Source organism: Micromonospora sp. WMMD714 (genome assembly GCF_029581315.1).
GTDB lineage: Bacteria > Actinomycetota > Actinomycetes > Mycobacteriales > Micromonosporaceae > Micromonospora > Micromonospora rifamycinica.
This window is the reverse complement of sequence record NZ_CP120744.1, coordinates 6645822-6671268: the sequence shown is the minus strand read 5'-3', so window position 1 is coordinate 6671268 and position 25447 is coordinate 6645822. Positions and strand designations below refer to the sequence as shown.

The following is a 25447-nucleotide window of genomic DNA, read 5'->3' as shown; positions in this document are numbered from 1 at the left end:
GCGGTCCGGCGGTAGTCGTCGCAGGTGTCGGGCCGCCCGTCCGGCGGGGTGACCGGCCGGCCGGGCCGGCGCGGCCGTCGGCGCGTCCCACCCACCGATCAGGGGGTTGACCCACGGGCCGTCATGCCGCATTGTCGACCAAGTTGATAGGAGATGCCGAGAAGTTCGGAGGGGTACGTGCGCAAGCTTCTGGTGCTCGCCCTGGTGGGCCTGGCCGCGCAACTCGTCGATGGTGCCCTGGGCATGGCGTACGGGCTGACCTCGTCGACCCTGCTGCTCTTCGTCGGCGTCGCCCCGGCCGCCGCCTCGGCGTCGGTGCACCTCGCCGAGATCGGCACCACCCTCGCCGCCGGTGTCGCGCACTGGCGGTTCGGCAACGTCGACTGGCGGGTGGTCACCCGGATCGCCCTGCCCGGCGCGGTCGGTGCGTTCGTCGGGGCCACCTTCCTCAGCTCCATCTCCACCGAGAACGCCGCCCCGTGGATGGCCGGCATCCTGTTCACCCTCGGGGCGTACCTGCTGGTGCGCTTCTCCCGGCCGCTGCGCCAGCGTCCCGGTGCCGGGCGGCTGCGCGGCCGGTTCCTCGGCCCGCTCGGGCTGGTCGCCGGTTTCGTCGACGCCACCGGTGGCGGCGGATGGGGTCCGGTGGCCACCCCCGCGCTGCTGGTCTCCGGCCGGATGGAGCCGCGCAAGGTGATCGGGTCGGTGGACACCGCCGAGTTCGTGGTCGCCGGGGCGGCCAGCATCGGTTTCCTGATCGGCCTGGGCAGCGAGGGCTTCCTGCTGCCCACCGTCGCGGCGCTGCTGATCGGCGGCCTGATCGCCGCGCCGGTGGCCGCCTGGCTGGTCCGGATCGTCCCCGCCCAGCTGCTCGGCGCCACCATCGGCGGGGTGATCGTGCTGACCAACGCCCGGATCCTGCTCAACGCCGGTGACGCCGGGTCGACCACCCGCCCGGTGGTCTACCTGCTGCTCGCCGCGGGCTGGCTGGTCGCCCTGGTGCTGGCCGTCCGCGCGCTGCGCCGGACCCGCCACGCCCGCGCCATCGTCGACGCCCACGCCGCCGGTGCCGAGGTGGGGGCCGCCGCGGACGCGCCGGCCACCGCCGATGCCGGTGGGCGCGGTGGCCAGGACCCCCACGGTGCCGCCGACGACCGTGCCGGGGTCGACAACCCTGCCGGGGTCGACGGTCGCGTCGAGGTCGACGGTCGTGCCGGGGTCGACGGCCCCGTCGGGGTCGACGGCCGTGCCGCCGAGACGGCACCGGTTCCGGTCGGGTCCGCGCCGGGCACGCCCCCCGACCTGCTGGCCGGGGTCGAGCGCTGATGCCGACCGGGTACGCCCGCAGCTCGGCCCCCCGGCTCTACCGCAGCTCGGCCCCGGCTCCGCCGCAGCTCGGCCCCCGGCTCCGCCGCTGGCTCAGTCTCCGGCCAGGATGTCGGTGGCGGCGGCCGACAGCAGGTCCCAGGCCCGGTCCACGTGCTCCGGCCGGGTCAACGGTGAACCGACGGCCAGCCGCAGGGTGTACCGGCCGTTGACCCTGGTGTGGGTCAGGTGCACCTGCCCGCTGTCGTTGACCCGGGCCAGCAGCGCCGCGCTCGCCTCGTCGCCGGCCCGCAACCGGAACGTGACCAGCGAGAACGGGTGCGGGGCGGCCAGCGCGAACCGGTCGTCGGCGCGTACCCGGGTGGCGAACCCGTCGGCCAGGGCGATCCCGGAACGCAGGTGAGCCCGCAGCCCCTCGACGCCGTACCAGCGCAGGACGAACCAGAGCTTGAGCGCCCGGAACCGACGGCCCAGCGGGACCTGCCAGTCCCGGTAGTCGATCACCGCACCCGATTCGCTGGCGGCGTTGCGCAGGAACTCCGGCATGACGGTCAGCGCCTCGATCAGCTCGCCCCGGTCGGCCACCCAGAAGGCGTCGCAGTCGAAGCCGGTGAGCAGCCACTTGTGCGGGTCGAAGCAGTAAGAGTCGGCGTGCTCGACGCCGGCGTGCGACCAGCGCAGCTCGGGGCAGATCGCCGCCGCCCCGGCGTACGCGGCGTCGACGTGCAGCCAGACGCCGTACTCGGCGCAGATCGCGCCGATCTCCGGCAGCGGGTCGACGGCGGTGGTGGAGGTGGTGCCGATCGTCGCCACCACGATCGCCGGCACCTCGCCGGCGGCCAGGTCCGCGACGATCGCCGCGCGCAGCGCCGCCGGCCGCATCGCCTGGCTCTGCGGATCCACCTCGACCGTCCGGACGCCCTGCCCGCCGAGGCCGGCGATGCGGGCCGCCTTCTCGATCGAGGAGTGCCCGTGCGCCGAGGTGTACGCCCGGTACCGGCGGTCGACGCCCACCTCCCGCCAGCGGCCCCCGCTGGCCCGGTGCAGGGCGGCCAGGGTGGCGACCAGGGTCGCCGAGGAGGCCGAGTCCTGGATGACCCCGCCGCCGGGGCCGGTGGAGCGGAACGTCGCCGGCAGGTCCATCAGGTCGGCCAGCCAGTCCAGCACCACCGTCTCGAGTTCGGTGGCGGCGGGGCTGGTGGCCCAGAGCATGCCCTGGGTGCCGAGGCCCGAGCTGACCAGGTCGGCCAGCACGCTGGGGCCGCTGGTGTTGGCCGGGAAGTAGCCGAAGAAGCCGGGGTGCTGCCAGTGGGTGAGTCGGGGTACGACGATCCCGTCCAGGTCGGCCAGCATCGCCGCGATCGGCTCGCCGTGCGTGGGTGGGGTGGTCGGCAGGGCGGCGGTGACCGTGCCGGGCGGGTCCTGGGTGGTCACCGGGCGCTGGTCCAGCGTCCGCCAGTAGTCGGCGATCCAGTCGACCACGGCGTGACCGGCGCGGCGGAACTCCTCGGGGTCCATGTGCTCTGCCATGGGCCGAGTCGATCAGGTGGGCCGCCGCCGGGCAAGAGCGGCTCCGCCTTGTGCTGTCGGAAAGCGTTGTCCTACGATCCAGCTGCGCGGAGTCAAGCTATGGACGTCGATGTAAGGTGTCCCGTCACCACCGTCAGTGCGGGCGCAGTCCTCCGCCGGCTCGGGCAGGCCGGCGTCACCGCCCTGCGCTGAACTCTGTGAAAGGCGTTCCCGTGCACCTGAGTCCCACCCGTCGGCGAGCCGCGCTGCTCGCCGCCGCCGCGGCCACCACCCTCACCGCCGGCACCCTCACCGCCGTGACGGCCTCGGCCGCCGCCGCCGGCTGCCGGGTCGACTACAAGATCAGCAGTCAGTGGGGCGGCGGCTTCGGCGCCGACGTCACCGTCACCAATCTCGGCGACCCGCTCAACGGGTGGACGCTGACCTGGTCCTACACCGCCGGTCAGCAGGTCACCCAGGCGTGGAACGCCACGGTCACCCAGTCCGGCGCGCAGGTCAGCGCCAGGGACGCCGGCTACAACGCGGCCCTCGGCACCAACGGCGCGGCGAACTTCGGCTTCAACGCCTCGTGGAACGACGCCAGCAACCCGGTGCCGGCGAGCTTCGCCCTCAACGGCACGACCTGCACCGGCGGTACCGCCCCGACCACCGCGCCCCCGACGACCGCGCCGCCCACCACCCCGCCGCCGACGACCCCGCCCCCGACCACGCCACCCCCGACCACGCTGCCCCCGACGACCCCGCCGCCGACCGACCCGCCGGCCGGGGCGAAGCAGCTGGAGGATCTCGACCGCGGGCTGGTCAGCGTCCGTTCCGGCAACGGCAACCTGGTCTCCTGGCGGCTGCTCGGCACCGAGACCTCCGGGGTGTCGTTCAACCTCTACCGGGGCTCCACCAAGGTCAACGCCTCGCCGCTCACCGGCGCCACCAACTACCTCGACAGCGGGGCGGCGGCCGGCTCGGCGTACACCGTGCGGGCCGTGGTGAACGGTGCCGAGCAGGCGGCTTCCGCGCCCGCGCTCCAGTTCACCAACGGCTACCTCGACGTGCCGATCCAGCCGCCGGCCGGGGGCACCACCCCGAGCGGGGAGGCGTACAGCTACTCGGCCAACGACGCGAGCGTCGGTGACCTCGACGGCGACGGCGACTACGAGATCGTGCTCAAGTGGGATCCGTCCAACGCCAAGGACAACAGCCAGTCCGGCTACACCGGCAACGTCTACGTCGACGCGTACACCCTGAGCGGCAGCCGGCTGTGGCGCATCGACCTGGGCCGCAACATCCGGGCGGGCGCCCACTACACCCAGTTCCAGGTGTACGACTACGACGGCGACGGCCGGGCCGAGGTGGCGATGAAGACCGCCGACGGCACCCGCTCCGGCACCGGTCAGCTGATCGGCTCATCGTCGGCGGACTACCGCAACTCCAGCGGCTACGTGCTCTCCGGCCCGGAGTACCTGACCATGTTCAACGGGCAGACCGGTGCCATCGCCTCCACCGTCAACTACGACCCGCCGCGCGGCACCGTCTCCTCCTGGGGCGACTCGTACGGCAACCGGGTCGACCGGTTCCTCGCCGGCACCGCCTACCTGGACGGGCAGCGGCCGTCGCTGATCATGGCGCGCGGCTACTACACCCGGGCGGTGGTCGCCGCCTGGGACTTCCGCAACGGCGCGCTGACCAAGCGGTGGACGTTCGACTCGAACGCCTCCGGCAACTCGGCCGCGGCCGGTCAGGGCAACCACCAGCTCTCCGTCGCCGACGTGGACGCCGACGGCCGTCAGGAGATCGTCTACGGCGCGGCCACCATCGACGACAACGGCCGGCTGCTCTACTCGACCGGCAACGGTCACGGCGACGCCCTGCACGTCGGGGACCTGGACCCGAGCCGGTCCGGGCTGGAGGTCTTCAAGGTCGACGAGGACGCCAGCAAGCCCAGCTCGTACTTCGCCGACGCGCGGACCGGCCAGATCATCTGGAAGAGCCCGGCCAACGGCGACAACGGCCGGGGCGTCTCGGCCGACATCTGGGCCGGCAGCCCCGGCGCCGAGTCGTGGTCGGCGGCGGTCGACGGGCTGGCCAACACCCGGGGCCAGAACGTCGGCCGCAAGCCGTCGTCGACGAACTTCCTCGCCTGGTGGGACGGTGACCCGGTGCGGGAACTCCTCGACGCCACCAAGATCGACAAGTACGGCACCGGCGGCGAGACCCGGCTGCTCACCGGCAGCGACGTGGCCTCCAACAACGGCACCAAGTCGACCCCGGCGCTCTCCGGCGACATCCTCGGCGACTGGCGCGAGGAGGTGATCTGGCGGACCAGCGACAGTCGGGCGCTGCGGATCTACAGCACGCCCACCCAGACCGGCACCCGGATCTACACGCTGATGCACGACCCGCAGTACCGGGCGGCGATCGCCTGGCAGAACACCGCCTACAACCAGCCGCCGCACCCGGGTTTCTTCATCGGTGACGGCATGTCCACCCCGCCCACGCCCAACATCTACCTGCGCTGACCGCTCCGGTCCGGCGCTGACCGGGCCCGGACCGCACCGGCCCGGACCAGGCCGGCTGCCGTTCGGGGCCGGAAAAGCAGGCACCGGGTCGCCAGCCGCGGAATCCGCTCAGCTGGCGACCCGGTGCACCACACCGCAGCACCCCCGACCCGTCCCGACCGGGAGTGCCGTACCACCACCGGTCATAAAGTTAGAGGTCCTGCGCGACGGTAGGGTGACGTCGCTATGAAGAGCGTGTTTCAGGCGCTCCGGGTGAGCCCGTCGGCCACCTTCTCGGCCACCAGCTCGAAGGAGCGCACCCGGTCGGCCACGTCGTACACCATCGTGGTGAGCATCAGCTCGTTCGCGCCGGTGCGGGCCAGCAGCTCGGACAGCTGCCGGCGGACCGTCTCGGGCGAGCCCATCGCCTGACCGTCGCGGCGCTGCCGGACGAACTCCCGCTCGATCTCGGTGTACGGGTACCGGGCGGCCTCCTCCGGGCTGGCCAGCGGCTCGGGCCGTCCGCTGCGCAGCTTGAGGAACGACAGCGCGCTCGGCCCGGTCAGCCACTCGGCCCGCTCGTCGGTGTCGGCGCAGACCACGTTCACCGCCACCATCGCGTACGGCTCGGCCAGCCAGCGGGAGGGCCGGAAGTGCTGCCGGTAGAGCTGGAGCGCGGGCAGGGTGTGCTGCGCGCTGAAGTGGTGCGCGAAGGAGAACGGCAGGCCGAGCAGGCCGGCGAGCTGTGCGCTGAACCCGCTGGAGCCGAGCAGCCAGACCGCCGGGGACTGGCCCAGCCCCGGGGTGGCGGTGATCGCGCCCGGGTCGTCGCCGCTGAAGTAGTTCATCAGGTCGGCCAGCTCCCGGGGGAAGCCCTCCGCCGACAACCCCTCCATGGTGCGGCGCAGGGCCAGCGCGGTCCGCTGGTCGGTGCCCGGCGCGCGGCCGATGCCCAGGTCGATCCGGCCGGGGTGCAGCGCCTCCAGGGTGCCGAACTGCTCGGCGACGACCAGCGGCGCGTGGTTGGGCAGCATCACCCCGCCCGAGCCCAGCCGGATCGTGGTGGTGTGCGCCGCCAGGTGGGCGAGCAGCACCGCCGGCGCGGAGCTGGCGATCGCCGGCATGTTGTGGTGCTCGGCCACCCAGAACCGGCGGTAGCCCAGCTCCTCGGTGCGGCGGGCCAGCTCGGTGGTGTGCCCGAGCGCCTCTGCGGCGGTGGCTCCGGCGGCGACGGGAGCAAGGTCAAGGACAGACAACGGTACGTCGATCACGCCTTTCCCAACCCGTCCCGGACCGGATGTGTTCCCCGGGCCGGTGGCGGCCCGGAGCGTCGGCGTGCCCGTCGGGGCTCGGCGCGGGCGGGTCCGGCGTGCGCGTCGGCGGGCTGGTGCGCGTCGCGCAGCCACCGCCTCTGCGTTTTTTGCCCCAATCAATACTTATGCGATACGGGGATCTCTCGATAACGGTGACATGGTAAGTGGCGTGAATGCGCGGAGGGCTGACAGCACAATCCCGGCGCATTTCTTCTGTCGCAGGGTTGACGCCCTCCGGCCCCGGCTGCCAGCATCTACCTGCGTCATCCGATATCCCACCGGGCGGTCGGCCCGGGGGAGGCGATGTCAGAAATAGGATCCTGGAGATCCAGAAGCGGGGGAAGAAAATGCGAGTCCGGAAACTGTTAGCCACCCTGGCGATCGCCTTCTCGGCGGTCGCCGGCACGATGGTGGTCACGTCGGCTCCGGCCCAGGCGGGCACCTGCGGCACACCGTACTGCGGTGGAGTCGTGGTCAACCGGGGAGCGGGCGGTTCCTTCAAGGTGACGAACACCTGGTGTTCGTCGCTCGGGGCGTACTATGTCGGCAACAAGCTGTCCTGTGTGAGTAAGCCGGACAACTGGTATGCCTGGAATGCCGACGCCAGCCTGAGTTCGGGTCAGAGCACGGCCAGCCGGACCACCTACTACTACGATGTGGACGCCTTCGCGATCCCCGCCGGATGCCAGATGTGGTGGTATTTCGGGGACAACAGCCAGGATCTGCAAACCGACCGGGCCGGCAGTGTGCGGAAGTGGTTCCGCATCGCCGACGGGGCACGGGTGAGCGTGACGCGCCTGAGCTGCTGACGCGACCGGGCGGGCCACGCCACCTCCGGGTCACCCCCGGCGGCGGGGCCGGTTGACGGCCGGGTCCGGTTCGGCGTCTGGTCCGCCACGGCCGGCGGGGTCTGCGGTGCGGGGTCCTTCGAGCGGGAGGAGCCGGCCACCGGGGAGCTCGCCGGCCGGTGCGGCGGTGACGCGGCGCAGCGAACCGACCGACGCTGGGTGCAGGCACGCGTACGCTGGACGTACGTATGAAAAGGGTGCCGGGAGCGGGATTCGAACCCGCAAGCCCTTTCGGGCAGAAGTGTTTGAGACTTCCGTGTATGCCGTTCCACCATCCCGGCGTCACCCCGAGGGGCGCGTGGCTCACTGTACCCGACTAGGCTCATGCGGGAGCATGGGTGGTAGCCGTGTGGGATCTATGGTGGGGGTAGGGCTGGTGGCCGAGACGCAGACGGATGCCGAGCGCAGGCGGGTGTTGATCGCCGAGGACGAGGCGCTCATCCGACTGGACCTGGCCGAGATGCTGGTCGAGGAGGGTTACGAGGTCGTCGGCGAGGCCGGGGACGGCGAGACCGCCGTCCGGCTGGCCGAGGAGCTCAAGCCCGATCTGGTCATCCTCGACATCAAGATGCCGATCATGGACGGGTTGGCCGCCGCCGAGCGGATCGCCGGCGCCCGGATCGCCCCGGTGATCATCCTGACCGCGTTCAGCCAGCGTGATCTGGTGGAGCGGGCGCGGGCCGCCGGGGCGATGGCCTACCTGGTCAAGCCGTTCCAGAAGAGCGACCTGGTGCCGGCGGTCGAGATCGCCCTGTCCCGCTACTCCGAGCTGGCCGCCCTGGAGGCGGAGGTGGCCGGGCTCACCGACCGGCTGGAGATCCGCAAGACGGTCGAGCGCGCCAAGGGCGCGCTGATGACGACGTACGGGATGACCGAGCCGCAGGCGTTCAAGTGGATCCAGCGCACCGCGATGGACCACCGGATGACCATGAAGGAGGTCGCCGAGCGGATTCTCGCCGAGACCGCCGGTGGTGACGTCGCGGAGCAGCCCGCCTCCTGATCCGCCCGTCGGGGGCGTGCACGGGTGACCGTCAGTCGTGCCGATCGATACGCTCTGGGGCATGTCTGCTCAGCGCGTACGGGTCGGGTCCGCGGTGGCCGCCGCGACCGTGGTGCTCCTGGCCGGGTGCTGGTCGGCTCCGCAGGCCGCGCCCGCGGCGCCGCTGCGCCCCGGCTGGCAGGCGGTGACCCTGCCCGTCCCGCCGGGCACCCCCGGCCGGCTGCTGCTGCGGGACGTGGCGCAGTGCGGCGGGCGCTGGTTCGCGGTGGGCGCGGTCGCCGACGCGGCGGGCGCGACCCGGCCGGCGGCGTGGTCCAGCCCGGACACGGCGACGTGGACGCCGCTGCGGCTGACGGCGCGCAGCGCGTACGGCGCCGAGAACGTGCTGACGGCGGCGGCCTGCCGCAACGGGCTGTTGGCGGCGGTGGGCGCGAAGAGCGGCGGCGTGCACGGCAACCCCCGGATCAGCACCTGGCGACAGCTCGCCGACGGCACGGCGGTGGAGGTGCCCGCGGAGTTCGAGGTGTTCGGCGGCCCGGACGCGGTGAACGTGGGGCGGATCGCGGGCGGTCCGGCGGGTTGGCTGATCGCCGGCAACCGGGGCACCGGCGCGGCCGTCTGGTCGTCCGCCGACGCGACGGAGTTCCAGTTGGTCAGCGGCGTCGCCCCGCTGGCGTCGGACCCGGCGGGGCGCACCTGGGCGGCGGACGCGGCGGCCACCGGCTCGGGATGGGTGCTGGTCGGCTCGCGGCGGTCGCCGGGGCGGCCGGGCGGGGAACCGGCGGCGTGGACGTCACCGGACGGGCGGGCCTGGCAGCGGCGGGTCCTGCCGGACGCGGCCCCGCCGGGCGATCTGCAGCGGGTGGTCGCGGTGAGGGACCGGCTGGTCGGGCTGGGCCGGCGCGGTGACTCGTTGGCGGCCTGGACCGCCGGCCCCGAGGGGGCGCAGTGGCGCCCCGGCGGATCGCTGCCGGCGGCGGCAGGTGGCCCGACGGCGCAGGTCGCGGCGCTGGCGTCGACCGGCGGCGGGGTGGCGGCGGTGGTGTCGACACCCTCCGGCGTCACCGGGTGGTTCTCCCGGGACGCAGGTGGGTGGTCGGCCGTCGAGGTGCCGCGCCCGTTGCCGGGCGGGGCGGACCGGTCGGTCGCCCTGGCCGGCTCGGCGGACCGCCTGGTCCTGGCGGCGGACGACGCGGAGGGCGGCTCCCTGTGGACGGCGCAGGCCCCGGGCCGGCCCGGGTGAGCGGTCCGTCAGCTGTCTCCGACGGGTGCCGAATGCCCGGTTTCACCCTCGTCCCGGGCGTTCTGTTACAGCACTCCGGTGAAATCGGCCACTCAACGTAACGGTTAGGTCAACCCGGCTTCGTAGGTCTTACGGCGTGCCCCGCTGGTGGGATAACGTCCCGCCCCAGACCGGGTACGCGGTCAGTTCGAGCACCCCCGCAAGGGCCAATTTCCAATTCGCGGCGGGCGTTCGGGCTTTGGGACTGAGGAGGGTACGAGCCGTGAGGCAGAAGCTCGCACGGGTGCTCGGTGGCGTTGCCATCGGCGCGCTCGTTATCAGTGGCACGGCCGCGTGTAAGGCCGACAGTGGCAGCGAAGGTAGCAGCGGGAACTCGGCGGCCTGCGACCTCAAGATCGGCTTCTTCGGCCCGTTGACCGGCGACGCCGCGGGTCTCGGTATTCACATGCGCAACGGCACCAAGCTGGCGATCGACCAGTACAACAAGGACAACGCGGACTGCAAGGTCAACCTGTCCGAGTACGACTCGCAGGGTGACCCGGCCAAGGCCCCGGCCCTGGCGCAGCAGGCGGTGGGCGACACCAAGGTCGTCGGCATGATCGGCCCGGCGTTCTCGGGCGAGTCCGAGGTGGCCGACCCGATCTTCGAAGAGGCCGGCCTGCCGATCATCACCCCGTCGGCGACCCGTCCGAGCCTGAGCACCAAGGGCTGGAAGATCTTCCACCGGGGCGTCGGCAACGACACCTCGCAGGGTCCGGCCGCCGGCCGGTACATCAAGAACGTGCTGAAGTCGGACAAGGTCTACGTCGTCGACGACCAGTCGGCGTACGGCGCGGGCCTGGTGGACGAGGTCAAGAAGGTCCTCGGCACCGTGGCGGGCGAGGACAAGGTCCAGGTCAAGCAGACCAACTTCTCCGCGGTCGTCACCAAGATCGTCGGCAGCGGCGCGAACGTCCTGTTCTTCGGTGGCTACTACACCGAGGCGGGCCTGCTGCTCAAGCAGCTCAAGGGTGCCGGCTGGAAGGGCACCATGGTGGCCGGTGACGGCGTCAACGACGCCAACTTCGTCAAGGTCGCCGGTCAGCAGGTCGCCGAGGGCACCGTCCTGACCTGCCCCTGCGCCCCGGCCACCGCGGCCAAGGGCACCTTCGTGACCGACTACAAGGCGGCCTTCGAGAACGCCGAGCCGGGCACCTACGCCGACGTGTCGTACGACATCACGAAGATCTTCCTTGAGGGCATCAAGAGCGGCAAGGCGTCCCGCGCCGACCTGCTGGCCTTCGTGAAGTCCTACAACAAGGCCGGTGGCGCCACCGGTGTCACCTACAAGTTCGAGCCCACCGGTGAGCTGGACCCTGCCCAGGTGCTGGTCTGGGCGTTCAAGGTCAACGCGGGCCAGGTCGTTCCGGACATCGAGATCCCGAAGGCCTGACCGGTTCGCCGGTCCCGCCAGGGATACCAGACGACGCGGCCGGGAGTGACCCTCCCGGCCGCCTCGTTTGGCCGCACAGTTGGAGCCCTACTTGAACTTCGATGAGTTGCTCGGGAACTTCCCGGCTCTGACCATCACCGGGCTGGAACAGGGCGCGATCTACGCCCTGGTGGCCCTCGGATACACCCTGGTCTATGGCGTTCTGCGCCTGATCAACTTCGCCCACTCCGAGGTCTTCATGGTCGGCACCTTCACCGCCCTGTGGACCTGGGAGGCCCTCGGCTACGACCAGAACTCCCCCTCGCCGGCCATCGGGCCACTGGTGCTCGCGCTGGTCGCCGGACTGATCGTGGCGGGGGTCGCCTCCGCGGCGACCGCCGTGACCGTGGAGCTGGTCGCCTACCGGCCGCTGCGGCGGCGCAACGCGCCCCCGCTGGCCTTCCTCATCACCGCGATCGGCGCGTCGTTCGTGCTCGCCGAGTCGTTCGGCATCGGCACCCGCCGGGCCCCGTTCGGCATGCCGACGCTGCTGCCCTCCGAGACGGTGTTCACCGTCTTCGGTGCCAACGTGACCAACATCCAGCTGCTCATCCTCGGGGTGACGCTGGTGATGATGATCGGCCTGGACCAGTTCGTGAACCGCAGCCGGCTCGGCCGCGGCATCCGGGCGGTGGCCCAGGACGCGGACACCGCCGCCCTGATGGGCGTCAACAAGAACCGGGTGATCCTGCTGGTGTTCGTGCTCGGTGGCCTGATGGCCGGCGTCGCGGCCCTGCTGTGGAACGTCCGTTACGGCTACACGAAGTTCAACGTGGGCTTCCTGATCGGGCTCAAGGCGTTCGCCGCGGCGGTGCTCGGCGGCATCGGCAACCTCCGCGGCGCGCTGCTCGGCGGCCTGCTGCTCGGGGTGGCGGAGAACTACGCCGCGGGCCTGTTCGGCGGAGACTGGAAGGACTTCACCGGTTTCGTGCTGCTCATCGTGCTGCTGATGTTCCGGCCCACCGGCCTGCTCGGCGAATCTCTCGGGAGGGCGCGCGCATGACCGCCACCGTGAACAAGGGTCGGCTCTCCGGCGCCAAGGGGCGCTGGGCGGCCATGCCGAAGCAGATCCGCTGGGCCGGGATCGCGGCCCTGGTCGTCCTGCTCTACATCCTGCCCAACAAGTGGTTCTACGAGTACCTCGGCTTCCCCATCGGCAGCGAGTACTTCGCCCTCTACACCACCCGCTCGGACTTCGCGGGCGTGCTGTTCGACACCGCGGTCTTCGTGCTGCTGGCCGTGGGCCTGAACGTGGTGGTCGGCTTCGCCGGTCTGCTCGACCTCGGCTACTTCGGCTTCTACGCGCTCGGCGCGTACACGGTGGCGTTGTTGACCTCGCCGGAGAGCCGGCTGGGGACGAACTGGCCGTGGCTGGCGGCGGTGCCGATCGCGGTGATGGTCGCGATGGTCTCCGGTGTCATCCTCGGCGGCCCGACGCTGCGGCTGCGGGGCGACTACCTGGCCATCGTGACGCTCGGCTTCGCCGAGATGATCCGGCTCTACGCGGCCCGCAACGAGGGTGTGCTCCAGGGCCAGCGGGGCATCCCGGCGATCCCGCACCCGCCGGGCACCGGCTCGGACGGCAAGCCGCTGTTCGGCGTGGTGGACTCCCGCCCCTACTACTGGCTGCTGCTGACGCTGATCCTCCTGGTCATCGTGCTGGTCCGGAACCTGGCCAACAGCCGGGTCGGCCGGGCCTGGGTGGCGACCCGGGAGGACGAGGACGCGGCCGAGGTGATGGGCGTGCCGACGTTCAAGTACAAGCTGTGGGCGTTCGCGATCGGGGCGGCGGTGGCCGGCCTGACCGGTGCGGTCTTCGCCGGCAAGCAGACGTTCATCAACTCTGACCAGTTCGTGCTGGAGAGCTCCATCCTGGTGCTCGCCGCGGTCATCCTGGGCGGTGCCGGCAACATCAAGGGCGCCATCGTCGGCGGCGCGATCACCTGGTACCTGCCGGAGTGGCTGCGTGGTGTCGGCGACCTGATCGGGGTGGAGTTCGACGCGGCGGAGTACCGGATCCTGATCTTCGGCCTGGTCATCATCGTGATGATGATCTTCCGACCGCAGGGTATCGTGCCCAACCGGCGGCGGGCGGCGGAGTTCGCCGACCGGCGCCAGGAGGCGGTTCCGCAGGAGAAGGTGCCCAGTGAGTGATCCGCAGATGAGAAGCGACCGCGACGCCAGCAGCGACCGCGACGTGGTCGCCGACGGCCGCAGCACCGTCGGGGTGCCGCCGGAGCCCGGTTCCGGTGCCCCGACGGCGGCCACCCCGGCGGGGCGGGACGCCGCCGGGCGGGAACCGCTGCTGGAGGTCGACGACGTCACCCTGCGCTTCGGTGGCGTGGTCGCCCTCGACAAGGTCAACTTCACCCTCTACCGGGGGGAGATCCTCGGCCTGATCGGCCCCAACGGCGCCGGTAAGACGACCTGCTTCAACGCGATGACCGGCGTCTACCGGCCCACCGAGGGCGAGATCCGGTTCAAGGGGCAGCGCACCAACGGCAAGCGGCGGTCCTGGATCACCAAGGCCGGCATCGCCCGGACGTTCCAGAACATCCGGCTGTTCCCCGAGATGACGGCGCTGGAGAACGTGATGGTGGGCACGGACGTCCACCACAAGACCAGCGTCATCGCGGCCATGCTCCGGCTGCCGCGGCACTGGCGGGAGGAGCGGGAGGGCCGGGAGAAGGCGTACGAGCTGCTGCGGTTCGTGGGCATCGAACGGCGCGCGAACGACCTGTCCCGCAACCTGTCGTACGGTGAGCAGCGCCGGCTGGAGATCGCCCGGGCTCTCGCGACCGACCCCGCCCTGCTCTGCCTGGACGAGCCGGCCGCCGGCTTCACCCCGGCGGAGAAGGAGGAGCTGCTCGGCCTGATCCGCATGATCCGCGACAAGGGCATCACCGTGCTGCTGATCGAGCACGACATGCGGCTGGTGATGGGCGTGACCGACCGGATCGTCGTGCTGGAGTTCGGCAAGAAAATCGCCGAGGGCCTGCCGGCCGAGGTCCGGGACGACCCGAAGGTGATCGCCGCGTACCTGGGGGTGCCGACCGATGCTGCTTGAGATCAAGGACCTGACCCTGCTCTACGGGCGCATCCAGGCCCTGCACGGGATCAGCCTGGTGGTCAACGAGGGCGAGGTGGTCGCGCTCATCGGCGCCAACGGCGCGGGCAAGACCACCACGATGCGGGCGATCTCCGGGCTGCGTCCGGTGGCCGAGGGCTCGATCGTCTTCGACGGCACCGACGTCACCCGGATGCGCGCCGACCTGCGGGTGACCCGGGGGATCGGGCAGGCACCGGAGGGCCGGGGCGTGTTCCCGGGCATGACGGTGCTGGAGAACCTGGAGATGGGGGCGTACACCCGGCGTGACCGGCCGGAGATCGCCAAGGACCTGGCCATGGTGCTGGACCTCTTCCCCCGGCTGGCCGAACGGCGCAAGCAGGCCGGCGGCACCCTCTCCGGCGGCGAGCAGCAGATGCTGGCCGTGGGGCGGGCGCTGATGGCCCGGCCCCGGCTGCTGCTGCTCGACGAGCCGTCGATGGGGCTCGCGCCGAAGCTGATCCAGCAGATCTTCGAGATCATCACCCGGATCAACGAGCAGGGCACCACGATCCTGCTCGTGGAGCAGAACGCCCAGCAGGCGCTCTCCCGCGCCCACCGGGGCTACGTGCTGGAGACCGGGCGGATCGTGAAGGAGGGCTCCGGTCAGGAGCTGCTGCACGACCCGGCGGTCAAGGAGGCGTACCTCGGCGTCGCCTGAACCCGCTCCACCCGGCTGCCGTCCGTCCCCACGCGGGGACGGACGGCAGCCGCCGTCGTGGTGCTGGTTGCCGCGGTGCGGCTCGGCCTTGCGGTGCGGCCGGCCGCGCGGCGCGGTGCGGCCCGGCGGCGCGGGCCGTGCCGAGCGGCGGGGTTGTCGGGGGTACGGACTAGAGTCGCTGCCGTGACAGCTACGACGCCGCGCCTGCTCCTCGTCGACGGACACTCCCTGGCATACCGGGCCTTCTTCGCCCTGCCGGTGGAGAACTTCTCCACCACGACCGGGCAGCCGACCAACGCCGTCTACGGCTTCACCTCGATGCTGATCAACGTGCTCCGCGACGAGCAGCCCACCCACATCGTGGTCGCCTTCGACGTCTCCCGCCGCTCCTTCCGCACCGAGAAGTACGCGGAGTACAAGGCGGGCCGCAGCGAGACCCCGGCCGACTTCAAGGGCCAGGTCAGCCTGGTCAAGGAGGTCCTCGACGCGCTGCGTATCCCGGTCGTCGAGCGGGAGGGCTACGAGGCCGACGACGTCATCGCCACCCTCGCCTGCCAGGCCCGGGACCAGGGCATGCAGGTGTTGATCAGCACCGGCGACCGGGACGCCTTCCAGCTCGTCGGCGACCAGGTGACCGTGCTCTACCCGCGCAAGGGCGTCTCCGACCTGGCCCGGATGGATCCGGCCGCGATCGAGGCGAAGTACGGCGTCGGCCCGCAGCGCTACCGGGACCTGGCCGCCCTGGTCGGGGAGACCAGCGACAACCTCCCCGGCGTCCCCGGCGTCGGCCCGAAGACGGCCGCCAAGTGGATCCAGACGTACGGCGGGGTCGAGGGCGTCGTCGCACGGGCCGACGAGATCAAGGGTAAGGCCGGCGAGAGCCTGCGCGAGCGGCTCGCCGACGTGATCCGCAACTACGAGATCAACTGCCTGGTCTCCGACCTGGAGCTGCCGCTGCGCCCCGAGGACGCCCGCTGGCAGGGCTGGGACCGCGAGGCCGTGCACCAGGTCTTCGACACCCTCCAGTTCCGGATCCTGCGGGACCGGCTCTACCAGTACCTGGAGGCGGTGGAGCCGGAGGCCGAGGCCGGCTTCGACCTGGCCGGCGAGGTGCTCACCGCGCCGGGCGCGCTGGCCGGGTGGCTGGCCGCGCACGCCCCGGCCGGCAGCGCGATCGGGCTGGCCGCCAAGCTGGACACCGGCCCCAACCGCCGGCACACCGCCTCGGTGACCGGCCTGGCCCTGGCCACCGCCGACGGCGCCGCGGCCTGGGTCGACCCGGCCGGTCTGGAGCCCGTCGACGAGACCGCGCTGGCCGACTGGCTGGCCGACGCCGGGCGGCCCAAGGTGCTGCACGACAGCAAGCCGGCGCTACTGGCGTTCGCCGCGCACGGCTGGGCGCTGGCCGGCATCGCCCGGGACACCCAGATCGCCGCCTACCTGGCCCGCCCCGACCAGCGTTCCTACGACCTGACCGACCTCGCCCTGCGCTACCTGCACCGCGAGCTGCGGGTCGACGCCCCGGAGACCGGCCAGCTCACCCTCGACGGGCTGGGTGACGAGGGGGTGGCCGAGCAGAACCTCATGCTCCAGGCGCGGGCCACCCTCGACCTGGCCGACGCGATCGACGCCGAGCTGTCCCGCGACGGCGAGCAGTCCGCCCGGTTGATGGCCGAGGTGGAGCTGCCGCTGATGCGGGTGCTCGCCGGCCTGGAGACCACCGGTATCGCCGCCGACACGGACTACCTCTCCGAGCTGGAGGCGCACTTCGCCGCCGAGGTGAAGGCCGCCGCGCAGGGCGCTTACGCGGCGGTCGGCCGGGAGTTCAACCTCGGCTCGCCCAAGCAGTTGCAGGAGATCCTCTTCACCGAGCTGGGCCTGCCCAAGACCAAGAAGATCAAGACCGGTTACACCACCGACGCCGACGCGCTCCAGTGGCTCCACGCGCAGAACCCGCACCCGGTCCTGGGGCACCTGCTGCGCCACCGGGACGTGGCCAAGCTCAAGTCGACGGTCGACGGGCTGCTCAAGTCGGTCTCCGACGACGGCCGGATCCACACCACCTTCAACCAGACCGTCGCGGCCACCGGCCGGCTCTCCTCCACCGAGCCCAACCTCCAGAACATCCCGATCCGCACCGAGGAGGGGCGGCGCATCCGGCGGGCCTTCGTGGTGGGGGAGGGCTACCAGACGCTGCTCACCGCCGACTACAGCCAGATCGAGATGCGGATCATGGCGCACCTGTCGTTGGACGAGGCGCTGATCGAGGCGTTCAACTCCGGCCACGACTTCCACGCCGCCACCGCGTCGTCGGTCTTCGCGGTCCCCGTCGGCGAGGTCACCGCCGACCAGCGCCGCAAGATCAAGGCCATGAACTACGGCCTGGCGTACGGGTTGAGCGCCTTCGGTCTGTCCCAGCAGCTCGGCATCACCCCCGACGAGGCCCGGGGGCTGATGGAGAACTACTTCGCCGGGTTCGGCGGGGTGCGCGACTACCTGCACGAGGTGGTGGCGCGGGCCCGTCAGGACGGCTACACCTCCACCATCCTGGGCCGCCGCCGCTACCTGCCCGACCTGGTCAGCGACAACCGGCAGCGGCGGGAGATGGCCGAGCGGATGGCCCTCAACGCGCCCATCCAGGGCTCGGCGGCCGACATCATCAAGGTCGCCATGCTGCACGTCGACACCGCGCTGCGCGCTGCCGGGCTGCGGTCGCGGATGCTGCTCCAGGTGCACGACGAGCTGGTCTTCGAGGTCGCCCCCGGTGAGCGGGAGGCGCTGGAGGCGCTGGTGCGGCAGGAGATGGGCACCGCGTACCCGCTGTCCGTGCCGTTGGAGGTCTCCGTCGGCGAGGGCCGGGACTGGAACAGCGCCGACCACTAGCCGGCCGCCCGACCCCGGCCGGAGGTGTTCCGGCCGGGTTCATCGTCACCAGGGGGAGAGATGACCACACTCGCCGACCGGCCGCACACCGCGCTGCTCGTCGTCGACGTGCAGAACGGCGTGGTGGCCGGGGCGTTCCGCCGGGACGAGGTCGTCGCCCACGTCGGCGCGCTGGTGGAGCGGGCCCGGCGGGAAGGGGTGCCGGTCGTCTGGGTGCAGCACTGCGACGCCCAGCTCGTCCCGGGTGGCGACGACTGGCGGATCGTCCCCGAGCTGACGCCGGGGCAGGACGAGCCGAGGGTCGAGAAGCGTTACGGCGACTCCTTCGAGGACACCACGCTGGAGTCGGTGCTGGCCGGGCTGCGGGTCGGCCGGCTCGTCCTGGCCGGTGCGCAGACCGACGTGTGCGTCCGGTCGACCCTGCACGGCGCGTTCGTCCGGGGCTACGACACCATTCTGGTCAGCGACGCCCACACCACGGAGGACATGACGGCCTGGGGTGCCCCGCCGCCGGAGCAGGTCGTGGCGCACACCAACCTCTACTGGTCCCACCAGTCGGCCCCGGGGCGTACGGCCGGCACCATCGAGACCCGGGACGTCGACTTCACCGCCGCCACCGCCTGACCCCGTCGCCCTGGTCGCCCGTCGTCGGCCCGGTAACCCGTGGTCGGCCCGGTAGCCCGCCGCCGTACCGGTCCACGCGGCGGTTCGTCCCGCGCCGTCGGTTCGGCCCGGTGTGCCCGGCCTGCGTCGGCGGCACCGCCCCGCCGGTCAGCGCAGCGGGTCGTGGCCCCAGTTCATCAGCGACCAGCGCCACTTCGTCTCCCGGACGTCACCGCCGGGCCGCTGCGCCAGGTGCCGGTGCACGTACCCGACCACCTTGCGCATGTGCCGGTAGTCGGCGGCGGAGAGTTCGGCCCGCTTGCGGCGCAGCAGGTCGACGATCCGCCGGCCGGACGCGTGCCCGACCGACTCGCCACCCCCGGCGCGTCCCCCGCTGTGCCAGCCCACCCGCTTGGACTCCTCGGTCTGCAACCAGGCGGAGAGCTCGCCGGGTCTCATGTTCACCGCCTCGGTGAACTCCCGGTAGGTCTGCTGCGGATCGTCGGCCCGGCTCACGGCGCACCACCCCCGGCACGCCCCGGGGCACCGGGGCGGACGCGGAACCTCTGCACGGCCATGGCGGCCGGGTACCCGGCGGCGGTGCACCGAAACGACCGGCCCGGAGCCGGGATACGTCGGGACCGCCCCGGTCAGGCGGTGGCCGGCTTCTCGGCGACGAAGATCGCGGTGCCGGGGAAGAGCCGCCCACGCAGCGGGCTCCACTGCCCCCAGGTCTCCCGGTGCCCCGCCGGCCACTCCGGCTCCACCAGGTCGAGCAGGCGGAAACCCGCGCCCACCAACTCGCGGATCCGGTCGCCGAGGGTCCGGTGCTGCTCCACGTAGCTGGCCACCCCCCGGTCGTCCTGCTCCACGTAGGGCGAGCGGTCGAAGTAGGAGTGCACGGCGGTCAGCCCGCCCTCGCCCGGGTCGTCGAGGAAGACCCAGCGCATCGGGTGGGTGACCGAGAAGACCCACCGCCCGCCGGGGCGCAGCACCCGGTGCACCTCGGCCATCAGCGCGGCCGAGTCGTCGACGAACGGGATCGCCCCGAAGGCGGTGCAGGCGATGTCGAACGACGCCCCGGCGAAGGGCAGGGCCAGGGCGTCGGCCTGCACCAGCGGAACGGGCACCCCGCTGGCGCGGGCGGCGCGGGCGGCGTGCCGCAGCATGCCGGCGGAGAGGTCGAAGGCGACCGGGTGCGCGCCCTGGGTGGCCAGCCAGCGGGCGCAGGCCGCGGCCCCGCAGCCGACCTCCAGGACCCGTCGTCCGGCCAGCTCGCCGAGCAGCCGCACGTCAGCCTCGCGCAACCCCTCGGGGCACCAGCGGAAGTCCACCTCGCCCAGGAACGCGCCGTGCTCGGCCTGGTAGTCGTCGGCGTCGTGGTCCCACCAGCCACGGTTGGCCCGTCGGGTCTCCGTGGCGCCCACCCGGCGGCGGAGCACCCGCTCGTCGTCGCTCACCTGCTCGTTGTCGTGCACCCGCTCACGCTAGGCCCTGGGTGGGTGCCACCTGACGGACCCCGGTGCGCGCGGCGTGCCGGACGGCCGTACGCTGTCGGTCCCGTGAGGTGGATGTGACGGATGAGACAGCGGAGGTGTTTTCCGACCGAAATCTCCGCTTTCGCAGCTGACGAGGTCGCGAGGACCCGGGAGGGCTTGCACGCTGTGGTAATGCAGCGGGTAGGCTAGACGATGCGCTCGTGGATCGTGTACCTCGGCAGGGAGCAGGTGCGCGGTCGTCGGAGCACCAATGGTCTTCTCTTGGCGATCGTTCGGTGTGCCCGGTGGCGGATCCGCTGGCGCGAACGGGTCACTGCGACACCACGCCTGCTGTGACAACCCATCCGACCGGAGCAACCGCCCACATGACGAGCAGCATCGAGGCCCCCTCGAGCGCCACCCGGGTCACCCACGACGATCTCGGTTCCGAGGAGGCTTTCCTCGCCGCGATCGACGAGACCATCAAGTACTTCAATGACGGCGACATTGTCGAAGGCACCGTCGTCAAGGTCGATCGGGACGAGGTCCTGCTCGACATCGGCTACAAGACCGAGGGCGTCATTCCCTCGCGGGAGTTGTCGATCAAGCACGACGTGGACCCCGCCGAGGTCGTCTCGGTCGGTGACCACATCGAGGCCCTGGTCCTCCAGAAGGAGGACAAGGAGGGTCGTCTGATCCTCTCCAAGAAGCGGGCGCAGTACGAGCGGGCCTGGGGCACGATCGAGAAGATCAAGGACGAGGACGGCGTCGTCCGCGGTTCGGTCATCGAGGTGGTCAAGGGTGGCCTCATCCTCGACATCGGGCTGCGCGGCTTCCTGCCCGCCTCCCTGGTCGAGATGCGGCGGGTGCGTGACCTGCAGCCGTACGTCGGCCGCGAGCTGGAAGCCAAGATCATCGAGCTGGACAAGAACCGCAACAACGTGGTCCTGTCCCGCCGGGCCTGGCTGGAGCAGACGCAGTCCGAGGTTCGCACCGAGTTCCTCAACAAGCTCCAGAAGGGGCAGGTCCGCAAGGGCGTCGTCTCGTCGATCGTCAACTTCGGCGCGTTCGTCGACCTGGGCGGCGTGGACGGCCTGGTGCACGTCTCCGAGCTGTCCTGGAAGCACATCGACCACCCGTCCGAGGTCGTCGAGGTCGGCCAGGAGGTCGAGGTCGAGGTCCTGGACGTCGACCTGGACCGGGAGCGGGTCTCGCTGTCGCTGAAGGCGACCCAGGAGGACCCGTGGCGGCAGTTCGCCCGCACCCACGCGATCCAGCAGATCGTGCCGGGTAAGGTCACCAAGCTGGTCCCGTTCGGTGCGTTCGTCCGGGTGGACGACGGCATCGAGGGCCTGGTCCACATCTCCGAGCTGGCCGAGCGGCACGTGGAGATCCCGGAGCAGGTCGTCCAGGTGGGTTCCGAGGTGATGGTCAAGGTCATCGACATCGACCTGGAGCGTCGCCGGATCTCGCTGTCGCTCAAGCAGGCCAACGAGGGCTTCGTCGAGGGCGAGGAGCACTTCGACCCGACCCTCTACGGCATGGCCGCGACGTACGACACCGAGGGCAACTACATCTACCCGGAGGGCTTCGACCCGGAGACGGGCGAGTGGCTCGAGGGGTACGACAAGCAGCGCGAGACCTGGGAGAACCAGTACGCCGAGGCGCGTCAGCGCTGGGAGGCCCACACCAAGCAGGTGCAGACCTCCCGGGCCGCCGACGCCGAGGCCGCCGCCAACCCGGCGCCTCCGGTCGCCACCGGTGGCACCACCACCTCGACCAGCTCGTCGGCCCCGAGCCGGCAGGCCGAGGAGCCGGCCGGCACGCTGGCCACCGACGAGGCGCTCGCCGCCCTGCGGGAGAAGCTCGCCGGCGGCAAGTGATCCGTAAGCTGCCTCCCACCCGGTACGACGTCTGACGTCACCCCCGGTCCGGGTAGCCGCTGACACAGAAGCCCCGCCCCCGATCCGCCACGCGGATCGGGGGCGGGGCTTCTGTGCCGTTCCCGGCCGCCGCCGCTCCCGTCCCGCGACGGGACGGGACGGGACAACCGACTCAGGGATGGCGATGTTGCGGTCCAGGTGGCATCGGATACCGCTACCTCGCCGACTGTGCGGGACGCCCCGGGCGAGATGCCCTGGGCGAGACGCCCCGGGCGGGCGCCCCGGGCGCGCCGGGCTGGGCGAGACGCCCCGGGCGAGACGCCCCGGGCTGGGTGAGGCGGTCCGACTCGGTGTGGTGGGTCGGTGTGGTGTGGCGGACGCCGATCCGGTTGACTGGGTCGGTGTTGAGGGTGGGACTGACCGGGGGCATCGGGTCCGGTAAGAGCGCGGTGGCGGCGCGACTGGCCGCGCTGGGCGCGGTGATCGTCGACTCCGACCGGATCGCCCGCGAGGTGGTCGCGCCGGGGAGCGACGGGCTGGCGGCCGTCGTCGCCGCCTTCTCCGACCGGGTGCTGGCCGCCGACGGGACGCTGGACCGGGCCGCGTTGGGCGCGCTGGTCTTCGCCGACCAGGCCGCCCGTCACCGGTTGGAGGAGATCACCCATCCCCGGGTCCGGGCCCGGTCGGCGGAACTCTTCGCCGCGGCGCCCCCGGACGCGGTGGTGGTCAACGACGTACCGCTGCTGGTGGAGGTGGGGCTCGCGCCGACGTACCACCTGGTGGTGGTGGTGCGGACGGCGGTGGCCACCCGGCTGCAGCGGTTGGCGCGGGACCGGGGGATGTCCCGTGCGGAGGCCGAGCGGCGGATCGCGGCCCAGGCCGACGACGCCCGCCGCGCCGCCGCCGCCGACGTGCTGCTCGACAACGACGGTGGCCTCGACGACCTGCACGCCGCGGTGGACGCCCTGTGGCGGGACCGGCTGCTGCCCTACGAGCGCAACGTGCGGGAGCACCGGGTGGCCGGGGAACCGGTGGTGGTACGGCCCGAGCCGGATCCGACCTGGCCGCAGCAGTACGCCCGGCTCGCCGCCCGGATCCGGCACGCGCTGGCCCCGGCCGACCTGCGGCTCGACCACGTCGGCTCGACCGCCGTCCCCGGACTGGCCGGCCGGGACGTCCTCGACGTGCAGGTGACCGTGCCGTCGCTGGCCGAGGCGGACGGCCCGCTGGCCCAGCGGCTCGCCGACGCCGGCTTCCCGAGGCTGCCCGGCCGGTGGTGGGACTGCCCCCGGACGGCGGTCGGCAGGGGCCGGGCCGGCGACGAGGGTGGGACGGGTGACGACGGCTGGGAGAAGCGGTGGCACGGCAGCGCCGATCCGGGCCGGGCGGTCCAGGTGCATCTGCGGGTGGCCGGCTCGCCCGGCTGGCGGCACGCCCTGCTGATGCGTGACCACCTGCGCGCCGATCCTGACCGGCGGGCCGCCTACCTGCTGGTGAAGCGGGAGTTGGCGGCCTCGGCACCGGCCGGCGTCGAGGCCGACACCGCCGCCGACCCGTGGTTCGACGAGGAGTACCTGCGCGCCGAGGCGTGGGCCGCGCAGACCGGCTGGCGCCCCTGACGGGTCCGGGTCCACCCACCGACCCGTCACGCGTCGACCGTGCCGGTGTCCGGGCCGACCGGGCGTTCAGCCGGCCCGGACCGGCCCGCCGGCCTTCCCCGGCGGGGACGCGGCCCGGGGTGGCTTCGGGCCAGCTGGTTTCGGGCGGGGTGGTTTCGGGCGGGGCGGGGTGACTCCGGCCGGCAGTGGTCCGGGTGTCAGGTCCAGCTGCGCCCACGCCCCACCGGCGGTGCGCAGTTCCAGCCGTCGGGGGAATCCGGACCGGTCCAGCCAGTACCGCACGCGCTGGCCCCGGTGGTGTACCTCGAACACGTCCACGGGCCGGTCGGCCCGCCGGTCGCCCCGGATGCGTACCGTCGCGTCGGCCGGTGGGGGCGGCCCGCCGGCCCGGAGCGCGGTGTCGACCAGCATGTCCAGCTCGTCGGCCGGTCGTCCGGCGAGCCGCCAGCCGACGTCGGGCGGGGGCGGCAACGGCGGTCCGGGGGCCGCGGTGCCCGGTGCCACCGGTACGTCCGCACGGGCGAAGCCGGCCCGGTCCCGGCGGAGCAGCGTACGGCGGCCGAGCGTGTCCAGCTCGGCCACCGACAGGTAGGCGACCCCGGCGGACCAGCTCAGCCACCCGGTGCCCCGCAGGTTGGCGGTGCCGCCGAGCGGTGCCGCGACGGTGACGGCGGCCCCGGGGCCGGTACGTAACCGGGTGGCCAGCCGGCCCAGCCGGGCGGCCTCCTCATCGGTGGGCGCCCGGGGCAGCCCGGACCGGCCACCGAGCGCTTCGACCGGCCACAGCGTCGGCCGGTCGGCGCGGTCCAGCTCCACGGTGATCGGAAGGCCGTCGGCCAGCCGGCCCGCCCAGCGACGCAGCCGGGCGTCCCGGTCCACCCACCAGCGGGGGTCCGCCCCGCCGGCCGTCGGCTGCCCGGGGGACGCGCCGGCCGGACCGGTCGGCGTGCCGGTGGGCGGCCAGGCCGCCTGGAGGACGTCCACCTGTTCGCCACCGACGGTGTCCCGGCCGAGCCAGCGTCCACCCCCGGCCCGCAGCGGTTCCACGGCCCCGGTCCGGTCGGCGGCGAGCCCGAACAGGACGGCGAGCGCCCCGGCCAGGCCCCGGCCGGCCGGCAGGCTCCGGAGCCGCCACCGGTCCCCGGGCGGGACCAGCGGCGGCCGGGCCGGGGCGACGATCACCGTGGGGTCGGGGCGGTGCACCACCGCGGTCGGGGTGGCCTGCACCAGGCCCCGGTCCTGGCCCGCCCCCGGACCACCGACGCCGAGGTAGGCCAACGGACGGGACCAGTCGACCCAGCCGATCAGGTCGGTACGGCCGGCGCCGGTGCCGAGGACCACCCGCACCCCGGCCCGGACGTCCCGGTAGGTGGCGACCCGGGCGGCGGCCAGCCGTTCGGCCTCGTCGCCGGTCAGCGCGCGGGCCGCCCCCGTCGGGGCGGGCGTCCAGCTGAGCAGGCCGGCCACCAGGGCGACGGCGGAGGAGACGGCGACCACCCCCAGCGCGACCAGGGTGACCCGCCGCCGCCCGGGGGCGCTGTCGTCGACGCTCGCCAATGGGGGCACGGTGCTCCGTCGGCCGGCTGACCGGTGGTGTCCGCCGGGTCGTCGTCGACCCGGGCCGGCGGGTGGGGCACCGGTCCCCCGGGGGTGTCGTGGCCGGTCGGGCGAGGTCTCCACGTGTGGTTGAACGGGCCGGGAGCGGGCTCGTAACGGCGGTGGGCGCGCCGGTGCGGGCGGTGGTGCTCCCGGCGGCAGTCGGATCCGGCGGCGCGGGCGCGGGCGGCGCCCCTGGGGACGGGTGGTGGGGGCGTTCCGGGGCGGCAGGGGCACGCTGAGGGGACAGGGGCGCTGCGGGGGCGTTCCGGGGTGATCGAGGGGTGACACAGGCGCTGAGGGCGACAGGGAGCGCTGAGGATGCAGGGGCGCTCGCGGCGGCCGGTCTGCGCCAGGGGCGCGACCACGCCGGGGCGCGCACGCCGGTGATGTCC

18 protein-coding genes, 1 tRNA gene and 1 pseudogene are annotated in these 25447 nt (G+C 72.7%); 14 read left to right on the top strand and 6 right to left on the bottom strand.

The window, feature by feature from the left end:
* Positions 1 to 177: 177 nt before the first annotated feature.
* Positions 178 to 1056: pseudogene (locus O7625_RS28315) on the top strand (sulfite exporter TauE/SafE family protein); the annotation flags it as partial.
* Positions 1057 to 1419: 363 nt separating this feature from the next.
* Here O7625_RS28315 and O7625_RS28310 read toward each other — a convergent pair.
* Entirely contained in the window at positions 1420 to 2856 is a 1437-nt protein-coding gene (locus O7625_RS28310) for a pyridoxal-dependent decarboxylase (protein ID WP_282342870.1), read from the bottom strand.
* A 212-nt stretch (positions 2857 to 3068) separates the two neighbouring features.
* Between O7625_RS28310 and O7625_RS28305 the strand changes: the two genes are divergently transcribed.
* Positions 3069 to 5369 (top strand): cellulose binding domain-containing protein, encoded by a 2301-nt coding sequence (locus O7625_RS28305; RefSeq protein ID WP_282342869.1) that lies wholly within the window; start codon positions 3069 to 3071, stop codon positions 5367 to 5369.
* Positions 5370 to 5608: 239 nt separating this feature from the next.
* On the opposite strand, the gene O7625_RS28300 is transcribed toward O7625_RS28305, so the two are convergent.
* Positions 5609 to 6619: an LLM class flavin-dependent oxidoreductase gene (locus O7625_RS28300; RefSeq protein ID WP_282342868.1), complete on the bottom strand. Its 1011-nt coding sequence runs from the start codon at positions 6617 to 6619 to the stop codon at positions 5609 to 5611.
* 389 nt (positions 6620 to 7008) lie between these two features.
* Here O7625_RS28300 and O7625_RS28295 point away from each other — a divergent pair, with 389 nt between their 5' ends.
* Positions 7009 to 7470 (top strand): hypothetical protein, encoded by a 462-nt coding sequence (locus O7625_RS28295; protein ID WP_282342867.1) that lies wholly within the window; start codon positions 7009 to 7011, stop codon positions 7468 to 7470.
* A gap of 237 nt (positions 7471 to 7707) precedes the next feature.
* Here the strand turns inward: O7625_RS28295 and O7625_RS28290 are convergent.
* Positions 7708 to 7790 (bottom strand) — tRNA-Leu (locus O7625_RS28290).
* A gap of 95 nt (positions 7791 to 7885) precedes the next feature.
* On the opposite strand from O7625_RS28290, the gene O7625_RS28285 reads away from it, so the two are divergent.
* The 9 genes from O7625_RS28285 (at position 7886) to O7625_RS28245 (ending at position 18497) form a co-directional block, all read left to right on the top strand.
* A complete protein-coding gene (locus O7625_RS28285) occupies positions 7886 to 8509 on the top strand; it encodes a response regulator (RefSeq protein WP_067303992.1) in 624 nt (207 codons plus the stop codon).
* Between the two features lie 61 nt (positions 8510 to 8570).
* Positions 8571 to 9752 (top strand): hypothetical protein, encoded by a 1182-nt coding sequence (locus tag O7625_RS28280; RefSeq protein WP_282342866.1) that lies wholly within the window; start codon positions 8571 to 8573, stop codon positions 9750 to 9752.
* A gap of 262 nt (positions 9753 to 10014) precedes the next feature.
* Entirely contained in the window at positions 10015 to 11184 is a 1170-nt protein-coding gene (locus O7625_RS28275) for a branched-chain amino acid ABC transporter substrate-binding protein (protein WP_067303997.1), read from the top strand.
* 91 nt (positions 11185 to 11275) lie between these two features.
* A complete protein-coding gene (locus O7625_RS28270; protein ID WP_282342865.1) occupies positions 11276 to 12226 on the top strand; it encodes a branched-chain amino acid ABC transporter permease in 951 nt (316 codons plus the stop codon).
* On the top strand, positions 12223 to 13377 hold the full coding sequence (locus O7625_RS28265; RefSeq protein WP_067303999.1) for a branched-chain amino acid ABC transporter permease: 1155 nt from the start codon (positions 12223 to 12225) through the stop codon (positions 13375 to 13377). The genes O7625_RS28270 and O7625_RS28265 overlap by 4 nt, the downstream gene beginning before the upstream one ends.
* A 7-nt stretch (positions 13378 to 13384) precedes the next feature.
* Positions 13385 to 14290 carry an ABC transporter ATP-binding protein gene (locus tag O7625_RS28260; RefSeq protein WP_282342863.1) on the top strand — a complete coding sequence of 302 codons (906 nt, stop codon included), beginning with the start codon at positions 13385 to 13387 and terminating at the stop codon, positions 14288 to 14290.
* Positions 14280 to 14990, top strand: coding sequence for an ABC transporter ATP-binding protein (locus O7625_RS28255; RefSeq protein ID WP_067304002.1), 711 nt, complete (start codon positions 14280 to 14282; stop codon positions 14988 to 14990). The genes O7625_RS28260 and O7625_RS28255 overlap by 11 nt, the downstream gene beginning before the upstream one ends.
* A 183-nt stretch (positions 14991 to 15173) precedes the next feature.
* The gene (gene polA, locus O7625_RS28250; protein WP_282342859.1) at positions 15174 to 17873 is read left to right on the top strand and encodes a DNA polymerase I; all 2700 of its coding nucleotides are present in this window, start codon (positions 15174 to 15176) and stop codon (positions 17871 to 17873) included.
* A gap of 60 nt (positions 17874 to 17933) precedes the next feature.
* Positions 17934 to 18497, top strand: a complete 564-nt coding sequence (locus O7625_RS28245) for a cysteine hydrolase family protein (RefSeq protein ID WP_282342857.1) — start codon at positions 17934 to 17936, stop codon at positions 18495 to 18497.
* Between the two features lie 147 nt (positions 18498 to 18644).
* Here O7625_RS28245 and O7625_RS28240 read toward each other — a convergent pair whose 3' ends face one another.
* Both O7625_RS28240 and O7625_RS28235 read right to left on the bottom strand, forming a co-directional pair.
* Positions 18645 to 18992, bottom strand: a complete 348-nt coding sequence (locus tag O7625_RS28240; RefSeq protein WP_348773974.1) for a DUF3140 domain-containing protein — start codon at positions 18990 to 18992, stop codon at positions 18645 to 18647.
* 134 nt (positions 18993 to 19126) lie between these two features.
* Entirely contained in the window at positions 19127 to 19936 is an 810-nt protein-coding gene (locus O7625_RS28235; protein ID WP_067304057.1) for a class I SAM-dependent methyltransferase, read from the bottom strand.
* A 404-nt stretch (positions 19937 to 20340) separates the two neighbouring features.
* On the opposite strand from O7625_RS28235, the gene rpsA reads away from it, so the two are divergent.
* Both rpsA and coaE read left to right on the top strand, forming a co-directional pair.
* Positions 20341 to 21837 carry a 30S ribosomal protein S1 gene (rpsA, locus tag O7625_RS28230; protein WP_067304014.1) on the top strand — a complete coding sequence of 499 codons (1497 nt, stop codon included), beginning with the start codon at positions 20341 to 20343 and terminating at the stop codon, positions 21835 to 21837.
* 401 nt (positions 21838 to 22238) lie between these two features.
* Positions 22239 to 23456 (top strand): dephospho-CoA kinase, encoded by a 1218-nt coding sequence (gene coaE / locus O7625_RS28225; protein ID WP_282342854.1) that lies wholly within the window; start codon positions 22239 to 22241, stop codon positions 23454 to 23456.
* Between the two features lie 66 nt (positions 23457 to 23522).
* Here the strand turns inward: coaE and O7625_RS28220 are convergent, their stop codons facing one another.
* The gene (locus tag O7625_RS28220) at positions 23523 to 25013 is read right to left on the bottom strand and encodes a hypothetical protein (RefSeq protein WP_282342852.1); all 1491 of its coding nucleotides are present in this window, start codon (positions 25011 to 25013) and stop codon (positions 23523 to 23525) included.
* Positions 25014 to 25447 lie beyond the last annotated feature (434 nt).

Coding starts and splice junctions, on each gene's coding strand:
- O7625_RS28260 (WP_282342863.1), top strand. CDS start 13,385: ATGAGAAGCGACCGCGACGCCAGCAGCGACCGCGACGTGGTCGCCGAC.
- O7625_RS28265 (WP_067303999.1), top strand. CDS start 12,223: ATGACCGCCACCGTGAACAAGGGTCGGCTCTCCGGCGCCAAGGGGCGC.
- O7625_RS28280 (WP_282342866.1), top strand. CDS start 8,571: ATGTCTGCTCAGCGCGTACGGGTCGGGTCCGCGGTGGCCGCCGCGACC.
- rpsA (WP_067304014.1), top strand. CDS start 20,341: ATGACGAGCAGCATCGAGGCCCCCTCGAGCGCCACCCGGGTCACCCAC.
- O7625_RS28310 (WP_282342870.1), bottom strand. CDS start 2,856: ATGGCAGAGCACATGGACCCCGAGGAGTTCCGCCGCGCCGGTCACGCC.
- O7625_RS28295 (WP_282342867.1), top strand. CDS start 7,009: ATGCGAGTCCGGAAACTGTTAGCCACCCTGGCGATCGCCTTCTCGGCG.
- O7625_RS28255 (WP_067304002.1), top strand. CDS start 14,280: ATGCTGCTTGAGATCAAGGACCTGACCCTGCTCTACGGGCGCATCCAG.
- O7625_RS28245 (WP_282342857.1), top strand. CDS start 17,934: ATGACCACACTCGCCGACCGGCCGCACACCGCGCTGCTCGTCGTCGAC.